The following is a 15,836-nucleotide window of genomic DNA, read 5'->3' on the forward strand; positions in this document are numbered from 1 at the left end:
CAGCCCACCGGCCCGGGACGGTGGGCTGAAGCCCACCCTACTGGGTAGACTCCGCGCCCATGAAACTCCTGCTGGTGGAAGACTCCGAACGCCTGCGCACCACCCTGCAGCACGGCCTGCGGGGCGCCGGCTTCACGGTCGATGCCGCGGCCGACGGCATCGAGGCCAAGGACTTCCTGGCCAGCTACGACTACGAGCTGGTGGTGCTGGACCTGATGCTGCCCCGGCTGGACGGCCTGGGCGTGCTGCGCGCCATGCCGGCCGGCGGGCGGCGCCCGCGCGTGCTGGTGCTGTCGGCGCGCGACCAGGTCGGCGACCGCATCGAGGCGCTGAATGCCGGCGCCGACGACTACCTGGTCAAGCCATTCGCCTTCGACGAACTGGTCGCCCGCCTGCACGCGCTGGCGCGCCGGCCGCTGCAGGCGCAGCCGGTGGTGCTCAGCCACGGCCCGCTGGCGTGGGACCCGCTGGCCCACTGCGCCAGCGTGGATGGCCAGCCGCTGCCGTTGACACCGCGCGAATTCGCCGTGCTGGGCCTGCTGCTGCGCCATCGCGGGCGCGCCTTCACGCGCCAGGAGATCCTCGAGCGCACCGCCGGCAGCGACACCGAGGTCTCCGACCGCAGCGTCGAGGTGCTGGTGTTCGGCCTGCGCCGCAAGCTCGACGCCGCCGGCCTGGCCGGCCTGATCGAGACCCGCCGCGGCGCCGGCTACCTGATCCCGTGAAACGCCCCTCGCTCGCCGCGCGCATCACGCTGCTGCTGGTGGCCACCAGCCTGGCGCTGCTCGGCGGCGGCGCGCTGCTGATGGACTGGCGCATCGACCGGGCGATGGAGGCGCGCTTCCGCGAGAACCTGCTGACCCAGGCGCAGGCGCTGACCACGGTGGTGGAGATCGAGCAGGCGGCCGGCTCGCCACGCGCCCCGCCCGGCTTGCTGGCAGGGGATGGCCGCGCCTGGTACCAGTTGCGCTGCGCCGGCCTGCCCGACCAGCACAGTTCGCCGCCTCCGCCGGCCATGCCCGCCGGCTGGCCGCAGGCCGCCGGCGCCACGCCGAAGTTCGTCAACCTGCGCCACGGCCACGGCCGGCTGGGCGCGGTGATGTTCGCCTTCCAGGCGCCCGCCGCCACCGGTCCGCCCACGCGCAACTGCGCCCTGCTGTTCATGCAGGACCGCCACACCTTCGACCGCCTGCTCACCGCGCTGGACTGGATCCTCGTGCTCGGCCCCGCGCTGGCCATGCTGGTCGCGCTGGTGGCGGTGCCGCTGATCGTGCGCCGCGGCCTCAAGCCGGTGCGCGCGCTGGCCGAGCGCATGCACGACATCGGTCCGCACGCGCCGGGCCAGCGCCTGCCGGCCAGCGGCCTGCGCGAGCTCGATCCACTGGTGGCGCGCTTCAACGATGTGCTCGCGCGGATGGACGACGGCCTCGCCCGCGAACGCCAGTTCGCCAGCGGGCTGGCGCACGAGACACGCACGCGGCTGGCCGAACTGCGCGCGCTGGCGGAAGTGGAAGCGCGTTACCCGAGTGGACGCGAGCTCAAGCAGATCCTGGGCGAGATCGGCCAGATCGGCGCCGAGCTGGAAGCGACCGTGTCCGCACTGCTGCTGCTGACCCGCCTGCAATCGGGACTGGAACAGCCGCAACGCCAGCCGCTGGAGACACGGCCCTGGCTGGAGCGCCAGCTCCAGCGCCAGCGGGCGGTCGCCGACGAACGCGGCGTGGCGCTGGCGGTGACCGGCACGCCGCCGCCGAGCCTGCACACCGACCCCGCGCTGCTGGAGGTGGTGCTGGGCAACCTGCTGGGCAATGCCTGCGCCTATGCGCCACCGGGAGACACCGTGCAGGTGGAACTGGCGGCCGGCGGCCTGCGCATCGGCAACGCGGCACCCGGGCTGGAACCGGCCGACCTGGCGCGCTTCGGCCAGCGTTTCTGGCGCAAGCAGCCGCCGCACACCAGCCATGCCGGCCTGGGCCTACCGCTCGCCCATGCCGCCGCCGAGGCGCTGGGCATGCAGCTGCGGTTCGAACTGCGCGACGGGCGGGTTTGCGCCGCGCTGGCCTGGAGTCCGTAGGACGGGCTGCAGCCCACCGGACCTGCCCGCGACAGAGCGGGTGGGCTCAAGCCCACCCTACGGGACGCCTGGTTCAGGCTGGTGCTCCGCAGCGCCCGACCGCGGCCTTTCCCGCAGTTCCGCCCGCACCCGCGGCAAGCTCTCCGGATAATGCTGCTGCACGAACTTCAGCATGCCCTCGCGCACGTGGCAGCGCAGGTCGAAGTTGCTGCCCGAATCGGCCGAGCTGGCCAGGATGCGGATCTGCAGGGTGCGGTCGGTGGTGTCGGTGACCTGCAGCACGCACACGCGGCCGTCCCACTGCGGCGCTTCCTTGCACAGGCGCCTGGCCTCCTCGCGCAGCGGTTCCAGCGGCACGCGGTAGTCCAGCCACAGGAACACCGTGCCGATCAACTGCGAGCTGGTGCGCGTCCAGTTCTGGAACGGGTTCTCGATGAACCAGTTCAGCGGCACCACCAGCCGCCGCTCGTCCCAGATGCGCACCACCACGTAGGTGCCGGTGATCTCCTCGATGCGGCCCCACTCGCCCTCCACGATCACGACGTCGTCCAGCCGGATCGGCTGGGTGATGGCGATCTGCACGCCAGCGATCAGGTTGCTCAGCACGGGCTTGGCGGCCAGGCCCACCGCGAGGCCGGCGACACCCGCCGAGGCCAGCAGGCTGGTGCCGATCTGGCGCACGCCGGGAATCGCCATCAGGCAGGCCGCCAGGCCGATCAGGATCAGCAACACCGAGGCGGTACGCCCCAGCACGCGTGCCTGCGTGAGCATGCGGCGCGCACGCAGGTTGTCGCGGGTATCGACACGGAAGCGGTGGGAGAAAAAGAACTCGGCCGCGTTGATGCAGCGCACGCCCAGCCAGGTCGCCACGGCGATCAGCGCGATCACCAGCACCTGGTCGGCCGTGGCGGCCATGTGCAACTGCGCCGCTTCCGGCCGCGTGCGCAATGCGACCAGCAGCACCAGCAGCGGCACCAGCCAGCCCATCGGCGCGCGCGCCTGCCTGAGCATCTCGCGCGCCATCGGATGGCCGTCGGCGGCGCGCCACAGCAGCGCGCGCACCAGCCGGTGCACCACGATCGCGATCAGCAACGCCACGATCACCGTCACGCCGAGGCGGACCCACGGCTGGTGGTTCCAGATGTCCAGCAGGTTGTCCCTCATGCGGCCACCCTGCCCGCCCGCGCGTTCACGGCGCGTGGGCATGCCATGGTCGGAACGTCCAGGCCTGCCGTAGAGTAGCCCGATGAACGCCACGCCCATCCTCCTCGCCTGGAGCGGCGGCAAGGACTGCCTGATGGCCCTGCAGCGGCTGCGCGCCGATCCGCAGTGGCAGGTCGTCGCGCTGCTGACCACCGTCAACCGCACCTACCAGCGCATCGCCATGCACGGCGTGCGTCGCGACATCCTGCTGGCGCAGGCCGATGCCCTGGGCCTGCCGCTGCTGGAGGTCGAGATGGACTGGCCCGGCAGCAACGAGGCCTACGAGGCCGCGCACGAGCGCGCGCTGGCCGAGGCGCGGATGCGCTGGCCGGGCATCCGCCATTGCGCCTTCGGCGACCTGTTCCTGGAGGACGTGCGCGATTACCGCGTGCGGCAACTCGGCCGTGCGGCGTGGCGCGCCGTGTTCCCGATCTGGGGCGAGGACACCGCGGCGCTCTCGCGCCGCTTCGTCGGCGAGGGCCACCGCGCGGTGCTGTGCTGCGTGGACACCCGGCAACTGGCCGCCGACTACTGCGGCCGCGCCTACGACGGCGCGCTGCTCGACGGCCTGCCCGCCGGCGTCGATCCCTGCGGCGAGCGCGGCGAGTTCCACACGCTCAGCTTCGGCGGGCCGCTGTTCGCACGCGACCTGCGGCTGCGCCGCGGCGAGTCGGTGCTGCGCGACGACTGTTTCCAGTTCACCGATTTCCTGCTCGATGAAGCTGCCGGCTGAACCGCACATCCTGCCCGACCTGCTGCGGCCGGGCCTGGCGCTGGTGTTCTGCGGCACCGCCGCGGGCGAGCGCTCGGCGCGCGAAGGCGCCTACTACGCGCATCCGGGCAACGTGTTCTGGCGCGCGCTGCACGAGGCCGGCATCACGCCACGACGGTTCGTGCCGGCTGATTTTCCGACCCTGCTGGAACTGGGCATCGGCCTCACCGACCTGGCCAAGCGGCACAGCGGCAACGATGCCGACCTGCCGCGCGACGCCTTCGACGTTCCGGGCCTGCTGGCCAAGATCGAACGCGATCGGCCCCGCCTGCTCGCCTTCACCAGCAAGACCGCCGCGCGTGCCGCACTCGGCCGCGCCATCACCGGCTATGGCCCGCAACCCGAACGCCTCGGCGTGACCGAGGTCCATGCCCTGCCCTCGCCCTCGGGGCAGGCGCGCCGGCACTGGGACATCGGGCCGTGGCGGCAGCTGGCCATCCGCTATCGGGAGGTCCGCGCATGAGATACCTGCTGGCCCTCGCACTGGTGCTGCCCGCCATCGGCGCGCCCCTTGCGGCCGATGCCGGCGTGCTGGTCACGCCGGGCTACGCCGTGGTGGTCGCCGAGCAATGTCCCGAAGGCGACGTCGCCTGCGCGGACGTCGTCTACACCGGCGTCAGCCGGCGCAGTGGGGCTTCGCTCACCCTGCACGGCAAGGCCTTCTCCAGCCCCTGCCGCGACGGCGCCACGCCGTGCCGCCACCTGGGCTGGCGCTTCGCCAATGGCAACGTGGTCTACACGGTTACCGACGACGGCGCGCTGCTGGTCACCCGCGACGGCAAGCTGGTGCTTTCGCAGCAGGGGCACTGGGTGCAGTGATTCACGCGCAACCGCGCTCGGGACGGGTTGCACCATGCCGCCGTCGATGTCCGCTCATTCGACCGGCGTGTGGCGATAGTTCGCCACGTCGCGCTCCATCACCGGATGCGCGTCGTTGCCCCAGGCATAGCGGATGTAGCTGACCACCGCGGCGACGTCCGCATCGTTCAGCTGCTGCGCGAAGGGCGGCATCGAGTAGGGACGCGGGTGGGCGGCGGTGGAGGGTGCGAAGCCGCCGAGCAGCACGATGCGGATGGCGTTAATGCCGGTCGGTTCGGTCACCGACGCATTGGCGGCCAGCGGCGGATAGACGCCTGCGACGCCCTGGCCGTCCTTGCCGTGGCAGCCGGCGCACTGCTGCGCATAGAGCTTGCCGCCGCGATCGATCAGCGCGGTCGCGTCCACTTCGCTGCCACCGGCCGCGCGCGCAGGGCGCGGCGGCAGCGACTGCAGGTAGGTGGCGATCGCGCGCAGGTCGTCCTCGTGCATGTGCTGGGTGCTCTGCATGACCACGTCGGCCATCGGGCCGAAGGCCGCGCCCTTGGCGGACTGGCCGGTCTTGAGCAGCGCCACGATGTCGTCCGCGCTCCAGCCTTCCAGGCCGCCATGGGCGCGCGTGCTCAGGTCGGGCGCGTACCAGTTCTGTGCGGGGATCTGGCCGCCGGTGAGCGTCTCGTTCCTGGGCAGGCCGCCCAGGTTGTCGCGCGCGACGTGGCATTCGTTGCAATGGCCCAGGCCCTGCACCAGGTAGGCGCCGCGGTTCCACTCGTCCGATTGCTTCGGATCGGGCACGAACTCGCCGGGGCGGAAATACAGCGCGCGCCAGGTGGCCAGGCTCGCGCGCAGGTCGTAGGGGAAGCGCAACGACGGCGAGGCCGTCTCACCGCGCACCGGCGGCAGCGACCGGAGGTAGGCGAACAGCGCGAACGCGTCCTGCCGGCGCACCCGCGTATAGGAGGTATAGGGGAAGGCCGGATAGAGCGCATGGCCATCGCGCCCGACGCCTTCGTGCAGCGCGCGCCAGAACGCATCGAACGACCACTGGCCCAGGCCCGTCGCGTCGTCCGGCGTGAGGTTGGGCGCTGGCACGTCGCCGAAAGGCGTGGGCAGCGCGCGGCCGCCCGCATACGGTTTGCCGCCCTGGGCGGTGTGGCAGGCGGCGCAGTCGCCGACGGTGGCGAGGTACGCACCGCGGGCGATCAGCTCGGGATCCTGCAGCCTGGCCTCGGTGGTGCGGGACGGCGGCAGGGCTTCGTGGCGCTGGGTGAACAGCCACCAGGCCACGCCGGCGACCAGCAGCACGACCAGTGCGAGGAAGCTGCGCAGCAACCACTTCATCGCGCCGCCTCCGTTGCGCCGAGCACGCCGCAGGCGAGCGGCGGCGTCACCGAGCCGGGCGGCTGCGCGTGCGCGTCGGCCGGCACCTCGCGCGTGGCCAGCCAGGCCGACACGGCGGTGATGTCCGCCTCGCTCAGGCGACTGGCGATGGTCGCCATGCAATCGGGTGCCACCATCGCACGCGTGTGGGTGCGCCAGGAACCGAGCTGCGCGCTGATGTAGTCGTACGGCAGCCCGACCAGGCCGGGGATGTCCGGTTCCACGCCGGTGAGCTGTGCGCCGTGGCAGGCCGCGCAAGCCGGGACCTTGCGGGCCGGATCGCCCTTGGTCGCAAGCGTCTGGCCCCGCTGCAGCGTTTCGCCGCTGATACGTGGCACCGGCGAGTGCTCGTACGGCACCTTCTGCGCGGCGAAATAGTCGGCGATCTCCTGCATGTATTCGGGCGAGAGGCCGCGCACCGTGTATTCCATCGGCGCGTACTTGCGCAGGCCGTCCTGGAAGTTCCGGATCTGCCGCGCCAGGTAGCCGGCCGGCTTGCCCGCCAGGCGCGGGAAGAAGCCGCTTTCCGGCGTGCCCTGTCCGTGCTCGCCGTGGCAGGCGGTGCAGGCGGCGATGCGCTGCTTGAGGGTATCGGGCACGGTCGGCGCGTCGGCGGCGCGCGCGAAGGTGGAGAACAGCATGGCGGCAAGCAGCGCCGGCATCAGGCACAGGGACGAAAGCGGGCTCATGGGTGCGATTATAGGTAGCACCCCTCCCGCAGCGGCGCCGCGGCAGGGATATGCTGCGCCGGCGCGACACCGTGCCGCACCGTGCCGCACATTGCACACCGACCTGCCGGAGGCTGCCGTGAAACGATCACCCGCCCGTCCTGCCCTGCTCGCCGGCCTGCTGCTCGCCGGCCCAGCGATGGCCGCCCAGCCGACTCCGCCGGTGGCCTGGGCGTCGATCGACCAGTTGCAGCAACAGATGGACGCCGGTGCGCTGGACAGCCGCACGCTGGCGCGGCAGTTCCTCGATCGCATCGCGCAGATCGACCAGGCCGGGCCGACGCTACGCGCGGTGATCGAGACCAACCCCGATGCGCTCGCGATCGCCGCCGCGCTGGACGCGGGACGCGACAAGGCCCGACGCGGCCCGCTGTACGGCATTCCGGTGCTGCTCAAGGACAACATCGATACCGGCGACCGCATGCTCACCACCGCCGGCTCGCTGGCGCTGGCCGATGCGCCGGCGCCGCGCGACGCCGGGCTGGTCGAGCGGTTGCGCAAGGCGGGCGCGCTGGTGCTGGGCAAGACCAACCTGAGCGAATGGGCCAACTTCCGTTCCAGCCACGCCAGCAGCGGCTGGAGCGGGCGTGGCGGGCAGACCAAGAATCCCTACGTGCTCGACCGCAATCCGTGCGGTTCCAGCGCCGGCTCCGGCGCGGCCGTGGCGGCGGGCCTGGTCGCCGTGGCGATCGGCACCGAGACCGACGGCTCGATCATCTGTCCGGCGGCGAGCAACGGCATCGTCGGCATCAAGCCCACGCTGGGCCTGGTCAGCCGCAGCGGCATCGTGCCGATCGCGCACAGCCAGGACACCGCCGGCCCGATGGCGCGCAGTGTGGCCGACGCCGCGGCGCTGCTCGGCGTGATCGCCGGCAGCGACCCGCGCGATCCGGCCACCGCCGAGGCCGACAGGCATGCCACCGACTACACCCGCTTCCTCGACCCGGATGGCCTGAAGGGCAAGCGCATCGGCGTGGTGCGCCAGCTCGCCGGCGCGGAGCCGAATGCCGATCGCGTGCTCGACCAGGCGATCGCCCTGATGAAGGCGCAAGGCGCGGTCATCGTCGATCCGGTCACCGTGCCGCACCTGGCCGACCTGGGCGGGCCGGAAATGACCGTGCTGCTGTACGAGTTCAAGCACGACATCAACGCCTATCTCGCCACGCGGCCCAACCTCAAGGTGACGATGCTGGCCGACCTGATCGCCTTCGACAAGGCGCACGCGGCGCAGGAGATGCCGTGGTTCGGCCAGGAGCTGTTCGAGCAGGCGCAGGCCAAGGGGCCGCTGACCGAGAAGACGTACACCGATGCGCTGGCCAAGGCCAAGCGGCTGGCCGGTCCGGAGGGCATCGATGCGGCGCTGGCGAAGGATCACCTGGACGCCCTGCTCGCCCCTTCCTGGGGCCCGGCCTTCATGACCGACCCGGTACTGGGTGACCACATCGTCAGCGGCGATCCGACCGTGGGCGGTGCCTCGCAGCCGGCGGCGGTGGCCGGCTATCCGTCGATCACCGTGCCGGCCGGCTTCGCGCATGGCCTGCCGGTGGGCATCGTGCTGTTCGGCGCCAAGTGGAGCGAACCCACGTTGATCTCGATCGCCTATGGCTTCGAGCAGCACGCCAGGGCATGGCAGCCGCCGCGCTTCCTCGACACCGTGGGTGGCAAGCCGGTGGCGGCTTCGCCCTGAACGCATGGAGCTGCGTCGCCAGAGCGTGCTGACGTGCCCCGTGTGCGGGCATCGGTCGGAGGAAACCATGCCGATCGATGCCTGCCTGTTCTTCTACGATTGCCCCGGCTGCGGCGCGTTGCTGAAACCCAGGCCCGGCGACTGCTGCGTGTTCTGCTCCTTCGGCGACGTGCCGTGCCCGCCGGTGCAGGCACAGAAGGGGTGTTGCGGATGAGCCGGACGGAACCGCCCAGGCCGGCCGCGGTCTGAGCCGGAGCGTCCACGGAACCGGAGATCCCGATGCATGCCCTGAGAGGTTTCCTGCTGCGCAACCGCGGCTTTTTCTTTTTCCTGCTCGGCATGCTGATGTTCCGCAGCGCGCTGGCGGACTGGAACACCGTCCCCACCGGTTCGATGCAACCGACCATCCGCATCGGCGACCGCATCGTGGTCGATCGCATGGCCTACGACCTGCGTGTGCCGTTCACCCATCTTTCGCTGCTGCACCGCGCCGATCCGCAGCGTGGCGACATCGTGATCATCGATTCAGCGGCCACCGGCGAGCGGCTGGTCAAGCGCGTCGTCGGCGTGCCCGGCGACCGCATCGCGCTGCGCGGCAACGTGCTCTACGTCAATAACCATGCCGCGCGATACCGGCCCGCCAGCGTGGCCGGCATCGCTGCCGACCGGACACAGCCGGCAAGCTATGCGGACGAGTCGATCGATGGGCGACACCACCTGATCCGATTGGCACGCTACCTGCCCAGCCCCGCCAGCAACTACGGTCCGGTGACCGTGCCGGCAGGCCATTACCTGGCGATGGGCGACAACCGCGACGACAGCTACGACTCGCGCTTCTTCGGCTTCGTGCCGCGCGGAGAGATCGTCGGGCGCGCGCGTTACGTGGCGCTGTCGCTCGATCCGGCACGGCATGGAGTGCCGCGGCCGGACCGCTGGGGCCTGGTCCTGCAATGAGACCGCAGCAGTCGTACACCGTCGCGCTGAAGGCCGCCGAAGGACCGTTGCATCAGCCCAGCGAGATCGTCGGGCCCAGCACGGCGGCGAACGCGAGGGTCATCACCACGCCGGCCACCACGATCGCGGGATGCCGGTCGATCGCAAAGCCCGTCGGTGGCAAGGCGCGCGGCCGTGCGTAAGCGACGTTGAACAGACCGGCGGTGCCGCCGAAAGACGAGGCCACTGCGGATACCAGGGTGATGACGATCCCCACCGGGTTGAACAGGCTGACCAGCACCGCCGCGATGCCACCGACGATGTAGATCGTCATGGCGATGGTCCGCTGCGCGAGGCGCGCGTCGTCGCCGCCACCCAGCATGACAGCCATCATGGCGATCGCCTTGCGCGTCACCCCGATGTACGCGATCAGGCCCAGCAGGAACATCAGCGCCCGCCAGGCCCAAGGCCAGGGCAGCGGCCCGATGCCGCCACCCGCCGCCGGGCCCCAGTCGCCCAGGTTGGTCAGGCCGGAAAACATCCAGTAGCCGGCGGCGACCATGCCCTTGACGGTGAACACGATCCACCAGGCCAGCCGCGGCAACGGGCGCCGGACCTGCCGCCACATCACGAAGCCGATGCCGGCCAGCAGCACGTCCACGACCGTGCCGGCCATGGCCACCAGCCGGCGGCTCCAGCCGCTATCGCCGCTGCATTCGACATAGTAGGCGCCCAGTTGGCTGGGCTGGTGCCCGGTCGCCACGCAGGTGAGCGCGTGGCCGAGCAACTCGTGCGACATCGTCAGCACCGGCAGCAGCAACAGCGCCAGTCCCGCAACGGTCCACGCATCCACGTGCGGATTCTGCCTCGCCATGCCCCCGCCTCCCCTTGAGCCTGCACGCAGGATCGATGTGCAGGCTCGCTACGGCCAGTAACCACTGCCAGGTGCAAGCCGTGACGCCTGTCATCCAACCGCTCGATGGATCGCAGGGTGGGCTTCAACCCACCGCCCATTGCCACGAGGCCGGAAACGGGCGGGCTGAGAAGCCGCCGTGCCGCATCAACCCGCCGCGCCCTCCGACTTGCGGACGATCAGCATGGCGAGCTCGAGCGACTGTTCGTAATTGAGCCGCGGGTCGACCATCGACTTGTAAGCGCGCTTGAGGTCCGACTCGGAAAGGTCGCGCGCGCCGCCCATGCATTCGGTGACGTCCTCACCGGTCAACTCCAGATGCACGCCGCCCAGGCGCGTGCCGGCAGCTGCATGGATGTCGAACGCCTGGTCCAGCTCGCCGCGGATGTTGTCGAAGCGCCGCGTCTTGTAGCCGTTGGAGGTGCTTTCGGTGTTGCCGTGCATGGGATCGGCCACCCACAACACACGCCGCCCCTCGCGTCTGACCGCATCCAGCAGCGGCGGCAACCCGCGGGCGATGCCCGTGTTGCCCATGCGGTGGATCAGGGTCAGCCGGCCCGGCTCGTCCTGCGGATTGAGCGCGTCGATCAGCGGCAGCAGCTGATCGGCCGTCACCGACGGACCGATCTTCACCGCGATCGGGTTGCGGATGCCGCGGAAGTACTCCACGTGCGCGCCGTCGAGCGCCGCTGTGCGCATGCCGATCCAGGGGAAGTGCGTGGACAGGTTGAACCAGCCCGGGTTGCGCGGAACCTGCCGCGTGAGCGCCTGCTCGTAGTGCAGCAGCAGCGCCTCGTGCGAGGTGAAGAAATCCACCCGGGAGAAGCTCGCAATCGGGCCGGCCAGGGTTTCCATGAAGCGCAACGAATCGCCGATCGCCGCCACCATGCGGCGATACTCGGCGGCCAGCGGCGAATGCTCGACCCAGGCCAGGTCCCAGTATTCCGGATGGTGCAGGTCGGCGAAGCCGCCATCGATCAGTGCCCGCACGAAGTTCATGGTCAACGCCGAGTGCGCATGCGCCCGGATCAGGCGCTGCGGATCGGCGCGGCGCGCCTCGGCGGTGAAGGCCGGGCCATTGACTACGTCGCCGCGAAAGCTGGGCAGCGTCACGCCGTCGCGCGTCTCGGTGTCGGTCGAGCGCGGCTTGGCGTACTGGCCGGCAAAGCGGCCCACGCGCAGCACGGGCTTCTTCAGTCCGTGCACCAGCACCAGGCTCATCTGCAGCAGCACCTTGAGCCGGTTGGAGATCACCGGGCTGGTGCAGTCGGCGAAGCTTTCCGCGCAGTCGCCGCCCTGCAGCAGGAAACGCTTGCCTTCCTGCGCCTCGGCCAGCGCCTGCTTGAGCGCCAGCACTTCCCACGAGGTGACGAGCGGCGGCAGCGCAGCGAGCTGGGTGGTGGCGCGCGCCAGTTCGGCGGCGTCCTCATAATGCGGCTGCTGCAGCGCCTGACGCTGCAGCCAGGAGGCCGGCGTCCAGTCGGTAGACGGTTCGGTTGCCAGGCGGGGGCGGTCGTTCATGGTCATGTCCAGGTTCCGTCAGGCGCTGCGGCGACGCGTGGTCGCCACCAGCGCGAGGATCGCCAGCAGCGCGAACCACAACAGCGTCCAGGCCGGCATGGGCAGGCCGAGTACCGGCTCGACCTTGGCGCATTCGCCCGATCCGGTGAACACCATGCGCAGCACCTGGGCGAACGGGAAGGCGTCAAACATGTAGTCGAGCGGAGGTCCGCACGAGGGCACCTGGTCCGCCGGCAGCGACTGGATCCACAGGTGGCGCGCGGCCACCGCGATGCCCCAGACCGCCCCCAGCAGCACGCCGGAGGTGTAGACCCAGCGTACGCCCCGCCGCGGCGCATGCAACGCGCCGACCAGGAAGAACACCGCCATCACCAGGAAACCGATCCGCTGGAAGATGCACAGCGGGCACGGGATGAGTCCCCACGCGTACTCGGTGTACAGCGCAAAGCCCAGCAGGGCCACGCAGATCAGGAAGCCCACGAGGAAGCTGATGCGGTACGACCAGTGCAGAGGATTCATGGCGGCATGTTGCGTTGCGGAAAGCCGACATTACCCGCTTGCCGGGCCGCTGTCAGCAAGCCGTGTGCAAAAACGAAAACCCCCGGCAGGTTGCCCGGCCGGGGGTCACGGTTTGGACGTCTGGACGCCCGAACGAAGCGAGGCTTACTCGGCGTCGACGGCCGCGGCCGCCTGCGGGCGGTCGACCAGCTCGACGTAGGCCATCGGGGCGTTGTCGCCCGGACGAAAGCCACACTTCAGGATGCGCAGATAGCCGCCGGGACGCTCGCGGTAGCGCGGGCCCAGTTCGACGAACAACTTGCCGACCGCTTCCTTGTCGCGCAGGCGCGAGAAGGCGAGGCGGCGGTTGGCGACACCGTCGGCCTTGGCCAGCGTGATCAGCGGCTCGGCGACGCGGCGCAGTTCCTTGGCCTTGGGCAGGGTGGTACGGATCAGCTCGTGCTTGATCAGCGAGGCGGCCATGTTCTTGAACATCGCTTCGCGGTGCGAGCTGGTGCGGTTGAGCTTGCGGCCGGATTTCTGGTGGCGCATGGGAAAACTCTCTCTGTCTGTTGTTATGAAAAACCGGCGGTTGTGTCCGGCTTTCCGCGGTTACCCGCTGTTCCGAGCCCTTTTAAGTACGGGCTCTCGTGAGAAGTGCGACCATCGATGGCCGTCTATTGCTCTGGCGGCCACTAGGACCGCGTGGGGCCCAAGCAGGCCCCGCAACGGGCAGTCAAAACGACCGCTCCAAGAAGCAGCCGGCAGGCGACTCGTGCCCGCCGACTTGAAACTTCGGCGGCGATCGTCCGATCGCCGCCGTGGAACATCAACCCAGCTGCATGCCGTGCGAGAGGCCCGGCGGCGGCCAGTTCTCCAGCTTCATGCCCAGGGCCAGGCCGCGCGAGCCGAGGACGTCCTTGATCTCGGTGAGCGACTTCTTGCCCAGGTTCGGGGTCTTGAGCAGCTCGACCTCGGTCTTCTGCACCAGGTCGCCGATGTAGTAGATGCTCTCGGCCTTCAGGCAGTTGGCCGAACGCACCGTCAGCTCCAGGTCGTCGATCGGGCGCAGCAGCAGCGGATCGAAACCGCCCTTCTCCGCCTTGTCCGCCGAGCTCTCGCGACGCGAGAAGTCGCCGAACACCGACAGCTGGTCGTTGAGGATCTCGGCGGCCTTGCGGACCGCGTCTTCCGCGCCGATCGTGCCGTTGGTCTCGATGTCCAGGACCAGCTTGTCCAGGTTGGTACGCTGTTCCACGCGGGCCGCGTCGACCTCGTAGGCCACGCGCAGCACCGGCGCGAAGGAGGCATCGAGCTGCAGGCGGCCGATCGGACGCGCTTCGTCGTCCGGATGCTGGCGCGCGCTGGCCGGCTGGTAGCCGACGCCGCGGCGCACCTTCAGGCGCATGTTGAGCGCGATGTCCTTGGTCAGGTGGCAGATCACGTGCTCGGGGTTGACGATTTCCACCGAGTGGTCGACGACGATGTCGCCGGCCGTGACCACGCCCTTGCCCTTCTTGGACAGGGTGAGGGTGACTTCGTCGCCGGAATGCTGGCGAATGGCCACATCCTTGAGGTTCAGCAGGACTTCGATCACGTCCTCCTGCAGGCCCTCGAGGGTGGTGTACTCGTGCAGCACGCCATCGATCTCCACTTCGATGATGGCGCTGCCCGGGATCGACGAGAGCAGCACGCGGCGCAGCGCGTTGCCCAGGGTGTGGCCGAAACCACGCTCGAGCGGCTCCACCACCACCTTGGCGCGGTTGGCTCCGAGCTGCTCGACGCTGAGGCCACGAGGCCGCAGCACACTAGTTGACGAAACTGCCATGCAGGGCTCCGGTAATTACTTCGAATACAGCTCGACGATCAGGGCTTCGTTGATGTCCGACGGCAGGTCGCCGCGGTCGGGCACCGACTTGAAGGTGCCGGTGAACTTCTTGGAGTCCACCTCGAGCCAGATCGGACGCAGGTCCATGGTGTCGAACACGGTCGCCGCTTCCTGCACGCGCAACTGGGTGCGCGCGCGCTCGGTCAGCGCGACCTCGTCACCCGGCTTGACCTGGTACGACGGGATGTTGACCTTCTTGCCGTTGACCAGCACCGCCTTGTGGGCGACCAGCTGGCGGGCCTGGGCGCGGGTCACCGCGAAGCCCATGCGGTAGACGACGTTGTCCAGGCGGCTTTCGAGCAGGCGCAGCAGGTTCTCGCCGGTGTTGCCCTTGAGGGTCGACGCCTTGGTGTAGTAGTTGCTGAACTGACGCTCGAGCACGCCGTAGATGCGCTTGACCTTCTGCTTCTCGCGCAGCTGGACGGCGTAGTCGGACATGCGCATGCGCTTGTTGGCGCCATGCTGGCCGGGCTTGTTCTCCAGCTTGCACTTGGAGTCCAGCGCGCGGGCCGGGCTCTTCAGGCTGAGATCCGCACCCTCGCGGCGGGCGAGCTTGCAGGTAGCTCCACGATAACGGGCCATGGGGTTACTCCTTAGACTCGACGCTTCTTGGGGGGACGGCAGCCGTTATGCGGAATCGGCGTGACGTCGATGATGTTCAGGACCTTGTAGCCCAGCGCGTTCAGCGAACGCACGGCCGACTCGCGGCCCGGGCCGGGGCCCTTGATACGCACTTCCACGGTCTTCACGCCGTAGTCGCCGGCCGCGCGGCCAGCCTTCTCGGCAGCGACCTGGGCAGCGAACGGGGTGGACTTGCGCGAACCGCGGAAACCCGCGCCGCCGGCAGTCGCCCACGACAGCGCGTTGCCCTGGCGGTCGGTGATGGTGACGATGGTGTTGTTGAAGGAGGCCTGCACGTGGGCCACGGCATCCGTGACAACGCGCTTGATCTTCTTCTTGGTCTTGACAGGCTTGGCCATGATTGGTGTCCGTTACTTCTTGATCGCGCGACGCGGGCCCTTGCGGGTGCGTGCATTGGTACGCGTGCGCTGACCGCGCACCGGCAGGCCGCGACGGTGGCGCAGGCCGCGGTAGCAACCCAGGTCCATCAGGCGCTTGATCGCGATGCCCACCTCACGGCGGAGGTCGCCTTCGACGACGTACTTGCCGATTTCGTGGCGGAGCTTCTCCACCTCGCCCTCGCTGAGGGACTTGATCGGCGTGGTCGGAACCACCCCGGCATCCGCGCAGACCTTCTTGGCCCGGCTGCGGCCGATGCCGTAGATGCTCTGCAGGCCAACCCAGACATGCTTCTGGACCGGCAAATTGACACCCGCGATGCGCGCCATGATGTACTTTCTCCGATGCGTTTCTTGCGCGGTAAACGCGCAATTTTAACCTGAATTACCCTAACAGGAAAGCC

19 protein-coding genes are annotated in these 15,836 nt (G+C 69.7%); 8 read left to right on the top strand and 11 right to left on the bottom strand.

Annotated elements, in window-relative coordinates:
- The first annotated feature begins 59 nt into the window (after positions 1-59).
- The gene (locus AAIL17_RS16940; RefSeq protein WP_424684026.1) at positions 60-725 is read left to right on the top strand and encodes a response regulator transcription factor; all 666 of its coding nucleotides are present in this window, start codon (positions 60-62) and stop codon (positions 723-725) included.
- Positions 722-2,074: a sensor histidine kinase gene (locus tag AAIL17_RS16945; RefSeq protein ID WP_424684027.1), complete on the top strand. Its 1,353-nt coding sequence runs from the start codon at positions 722-724 to the stop codon at positions 2,072-2,074. Before AAIL17_RS16940 ends, AAIL17_RS16945 begins: the two co-directional genes overlap by 4 nt.
- A gap of 57 nt (positions 2,075-2,131) precedes the next feature.
- Here the strand turns inward: AAIL17_RS16945 and AAIL17_RS16950 are convergent, their stop codons facing one another.
- Complete coding sequence (locus tag AAIL17_RS16950) at positions 2,132-3,238, bottom strand: mechanosensitive ion channel family protein (RefSeq protein ID WP_424684028.1); 1,107 nt, start codon at positions 3,236-3,238, stop codon at positions 2,132-2,134.
- Positions 3,239-3,320: 82 nt separating this feature from the next.
- Here AAIL17_RS16950 and AAIL17_RS16955 point away from each other — a divergent pair, with 82 nt between their 5' ends.
- From AAIL17_RS16955 to AAIL17_RS16965, 3 genes are read left to right on the top strand one after another with little or no spacing between them, the layout of a single operon-like run.
- The gene (locus AAIL17_RS16955; protein WP_424684029.1) at positions 3,321-4,010 is read left to right on the top strand and encodes an ATP-binding protein; all 690 of its coding nucleotides are present in this window, start codon (positions 3,321-3,323) and stop codon (positions 4,008-4,010) included.
- Positions 3,994-4,512, top strand: coding sequence for a mismatch-specific DNA-glycosylase (locus AAIL17_RS16960; protein WP_424684030.1), 519 nt, complete (start codon positions 3,994-3,996; stop codon positions 4,510-4,512). Before AAIL17_RS16955 ends, AAIL17_RS16960 begins: the two co-directional genes overlap by 17 nt.
- A complete protein-coding gene (locus AAIL17_RS16965) occupies positions 4,509-4,868 on the top strand; it encodes a hypothetical protein (RefSeq protein ID WP_424684031.1) in 360 nt (119 codons plus the stop codon). The genes AAIL17_RS16960 and AAIL17_RS16965 overlap by 4 nt, the downstream gene beginning before the upstream one ends.
- A gap of 54 nt (positions 4,869-4,922) precedes the next feature.
- Here the strand turns inward: AAIL17_RS16965 and AAIL17_RS16970 are convergent, their stop codons facing one another.
- Positions 4,923-6,206: a c-type cytochrome gene (locus AAIL17_RS16970; protein ID WP_424684032.1), complete on the bottom strand. Its 1,284-nt coding sequence runs from the start codon at positions 6,204-6,206 to the stop codon at positions 4,923-4,925.
- Entirely contained in the window at positions 6,203-6,934 is a 732-nt protein-coding gene (locus AAIL17_RS16975; RefSeq protein WP_424684033.1) for a c-type cytochrome, read from the bottom strand. Before AAIL17_RS16975 ends, AAIL17_RS16970 begins: the two co-directional genes overlap by 4 nt.
- A gap of 178 nt (positions 6,935-7,112) precedes the next feature.
- Here AAIL17_RS16975 and AAIL17_RS16980 point away from each other — a divergent pair, with 178 nt between their 5' ends.
- The 3 genes from AAIL17_RS16980 to lepB all read left to right on the top strand — a co-directional run bounded on the left by AAIL17_RS16980 (position 7,113) and on the right by lepB (position 9,614).
- On the top strand, positions 7,113-8,660 hold the full coding sequence (locus AAIL17_RS16980; RefSeq protein ID WP_424684049.1) for an amidase: 1,548 nt from the start codon (positions 7,113-7,115) through the stop codon (positions 8,658-8,660).
- A gap of 4 nt (positions 8,661-8,664) precedes the next feature.
- The gene (locus AAIL17_RS16985; RefSeq protein WP_424684034.1) at positions 8,665-8,874 is read left to right on the top strand and encodes a GDCCVxC domain-containing (seleno)protein; all 210 of its coding nucleotides are present in this window, start codon (positions 8,665-8,667) and stop codon (positions 8,872-8,874) included.
- A gap of 65 nt (positions 8,875-8,939) precedes the next feature.
- Complete coding sequence (lepB, locus tag AAIL17_RS16990; protein WP_424684035.1) at positions 8,940-9,614, top strand: signal peptidase I; 675 nt, start codon at positions 8,940-8,942, stop codon at positions 9,612-9,614.
- A 52-nt stretch (positions 9,615-9,666) separates the two neighbouring features.
- Here the strand turns inward: lepB and AAIL17_RS16995 are convergent, their stop codons facing one another.
- The 8 genes from AAIL17_RS16995 to rpsM all read right to left on the bottom strand — a co-directional run bounded on the left by AAIL17_RS16995 (position 9,667) and on the right by rpsM (position 15,762).
- A complete protein-coding gene (locus tag AAIL17_RS16995) occupies positions 9,667-10,467 on the bottom strand; it encodes a hypothetical protein (RefSeq protein ID WP_424684036.1) in 801 nt (266 codons plus the stop codon).
- 186 nt (positions 10,468-10,653) lie between these two features.
- Positions 10,654-12,027: a class II 3-deoxy-7-phosphoheptulonate synthase gene (locus AAIL17_RS17000; protein WP_424684037.1), complete on the bottom strand. Its 1,374-nt coding sequence runs from the start codon at positions 12,025-12,027 to the stop codon at positions 10,654-10,656.
- 18 nt (positions 12,028-12,045) lie between these two features.
- Entirely contained in the window at positions 12,046-12,546 is a 501-nt protein-coding gene (locus tag AAIL17_RS17005; RefSeq protein WP_424684038.1) for a disulfide bond formation protein B, read from the bottom strand.
- A 144-nt stretch (positions 12,547-12,690) separates the two neighbouring features.
- Positions 12,691-13,077, bottom strand: a complete 387-nt coding sequence (gene rplQ, locus AAIL17_RS17010) for a 50S ribosomal protein L17 (protein ID WP_325165918.1) — start codon at positions 13,075-13,077, stop codon at positions 12,691-12,693.
- 277 nt (positions 13,078-13,354) lie between these two features.
- Positions 13,355-14,353, bottom strand: coding sequence for a DNA-directed RNA polymerase subunit alpha (locus tag AAIL17_RS17015; RefSeq protein ID WP_209619618.1), 999 nt, complete (start codon positions 14,351-14,353; stop codon positions 13,355-13,357).
- A gap of 15 nt (positions 14,354-14,368) precedes the next feature.
- The gene (gene rpsD, locus AAIL17_RS17020; RefSeq protein ID WP_424684039.1) at positions 14,369-14,995 is read right to left on the bottom strand and encodes a 30S ribosomal protein S4; all 627 of its coding nucleotides are present in this window, start codon (positions 14,993-14,995) and stop codon (positions 14,369-14,371) included.
- An 11-nt stretch (positions 14,996-15,006) separates the two neighbouring features.
- Complete coding sequence (gene rpsK, locus AAIL17_RS17025; RefSeq protein ID WP_007513384.1) at positions 15,007-15,393, bottom strand: 30S ribosomal protein S11; 387 nt, start codon at positions 15,391-15,393, stop codon at positions 15,007-15,009.
- A gap of 12 nt (positions 15,394-15,405) precedes the next feature.
- Positions 15,406-15,762 carry a 30S ribosomal protein S13 gene (gene rpsM, locus AAIL17_RS17030; RefSeq protein ID WP_017461853.1) on the bottom strand — a complete coding sequence of 119 codons (357 nt, stop codon included), beginning with the start codon at positions 15,760-15,762 and terminating at the stop codon, positions 15,406-15,408.
- Positions 15,763-15,836: the final 74 nt, after the last annotated feature.

The sequence above is a fragment of the Frateuria sp. YIM B11624 genome (genome assembly GCF_049727805.1).
Lineage (GTDB): Bacteria > Pseudomonadota > Gammaproteobacteria > Xanthomonadales > Rhodanobacteraceae > Frateuria_A.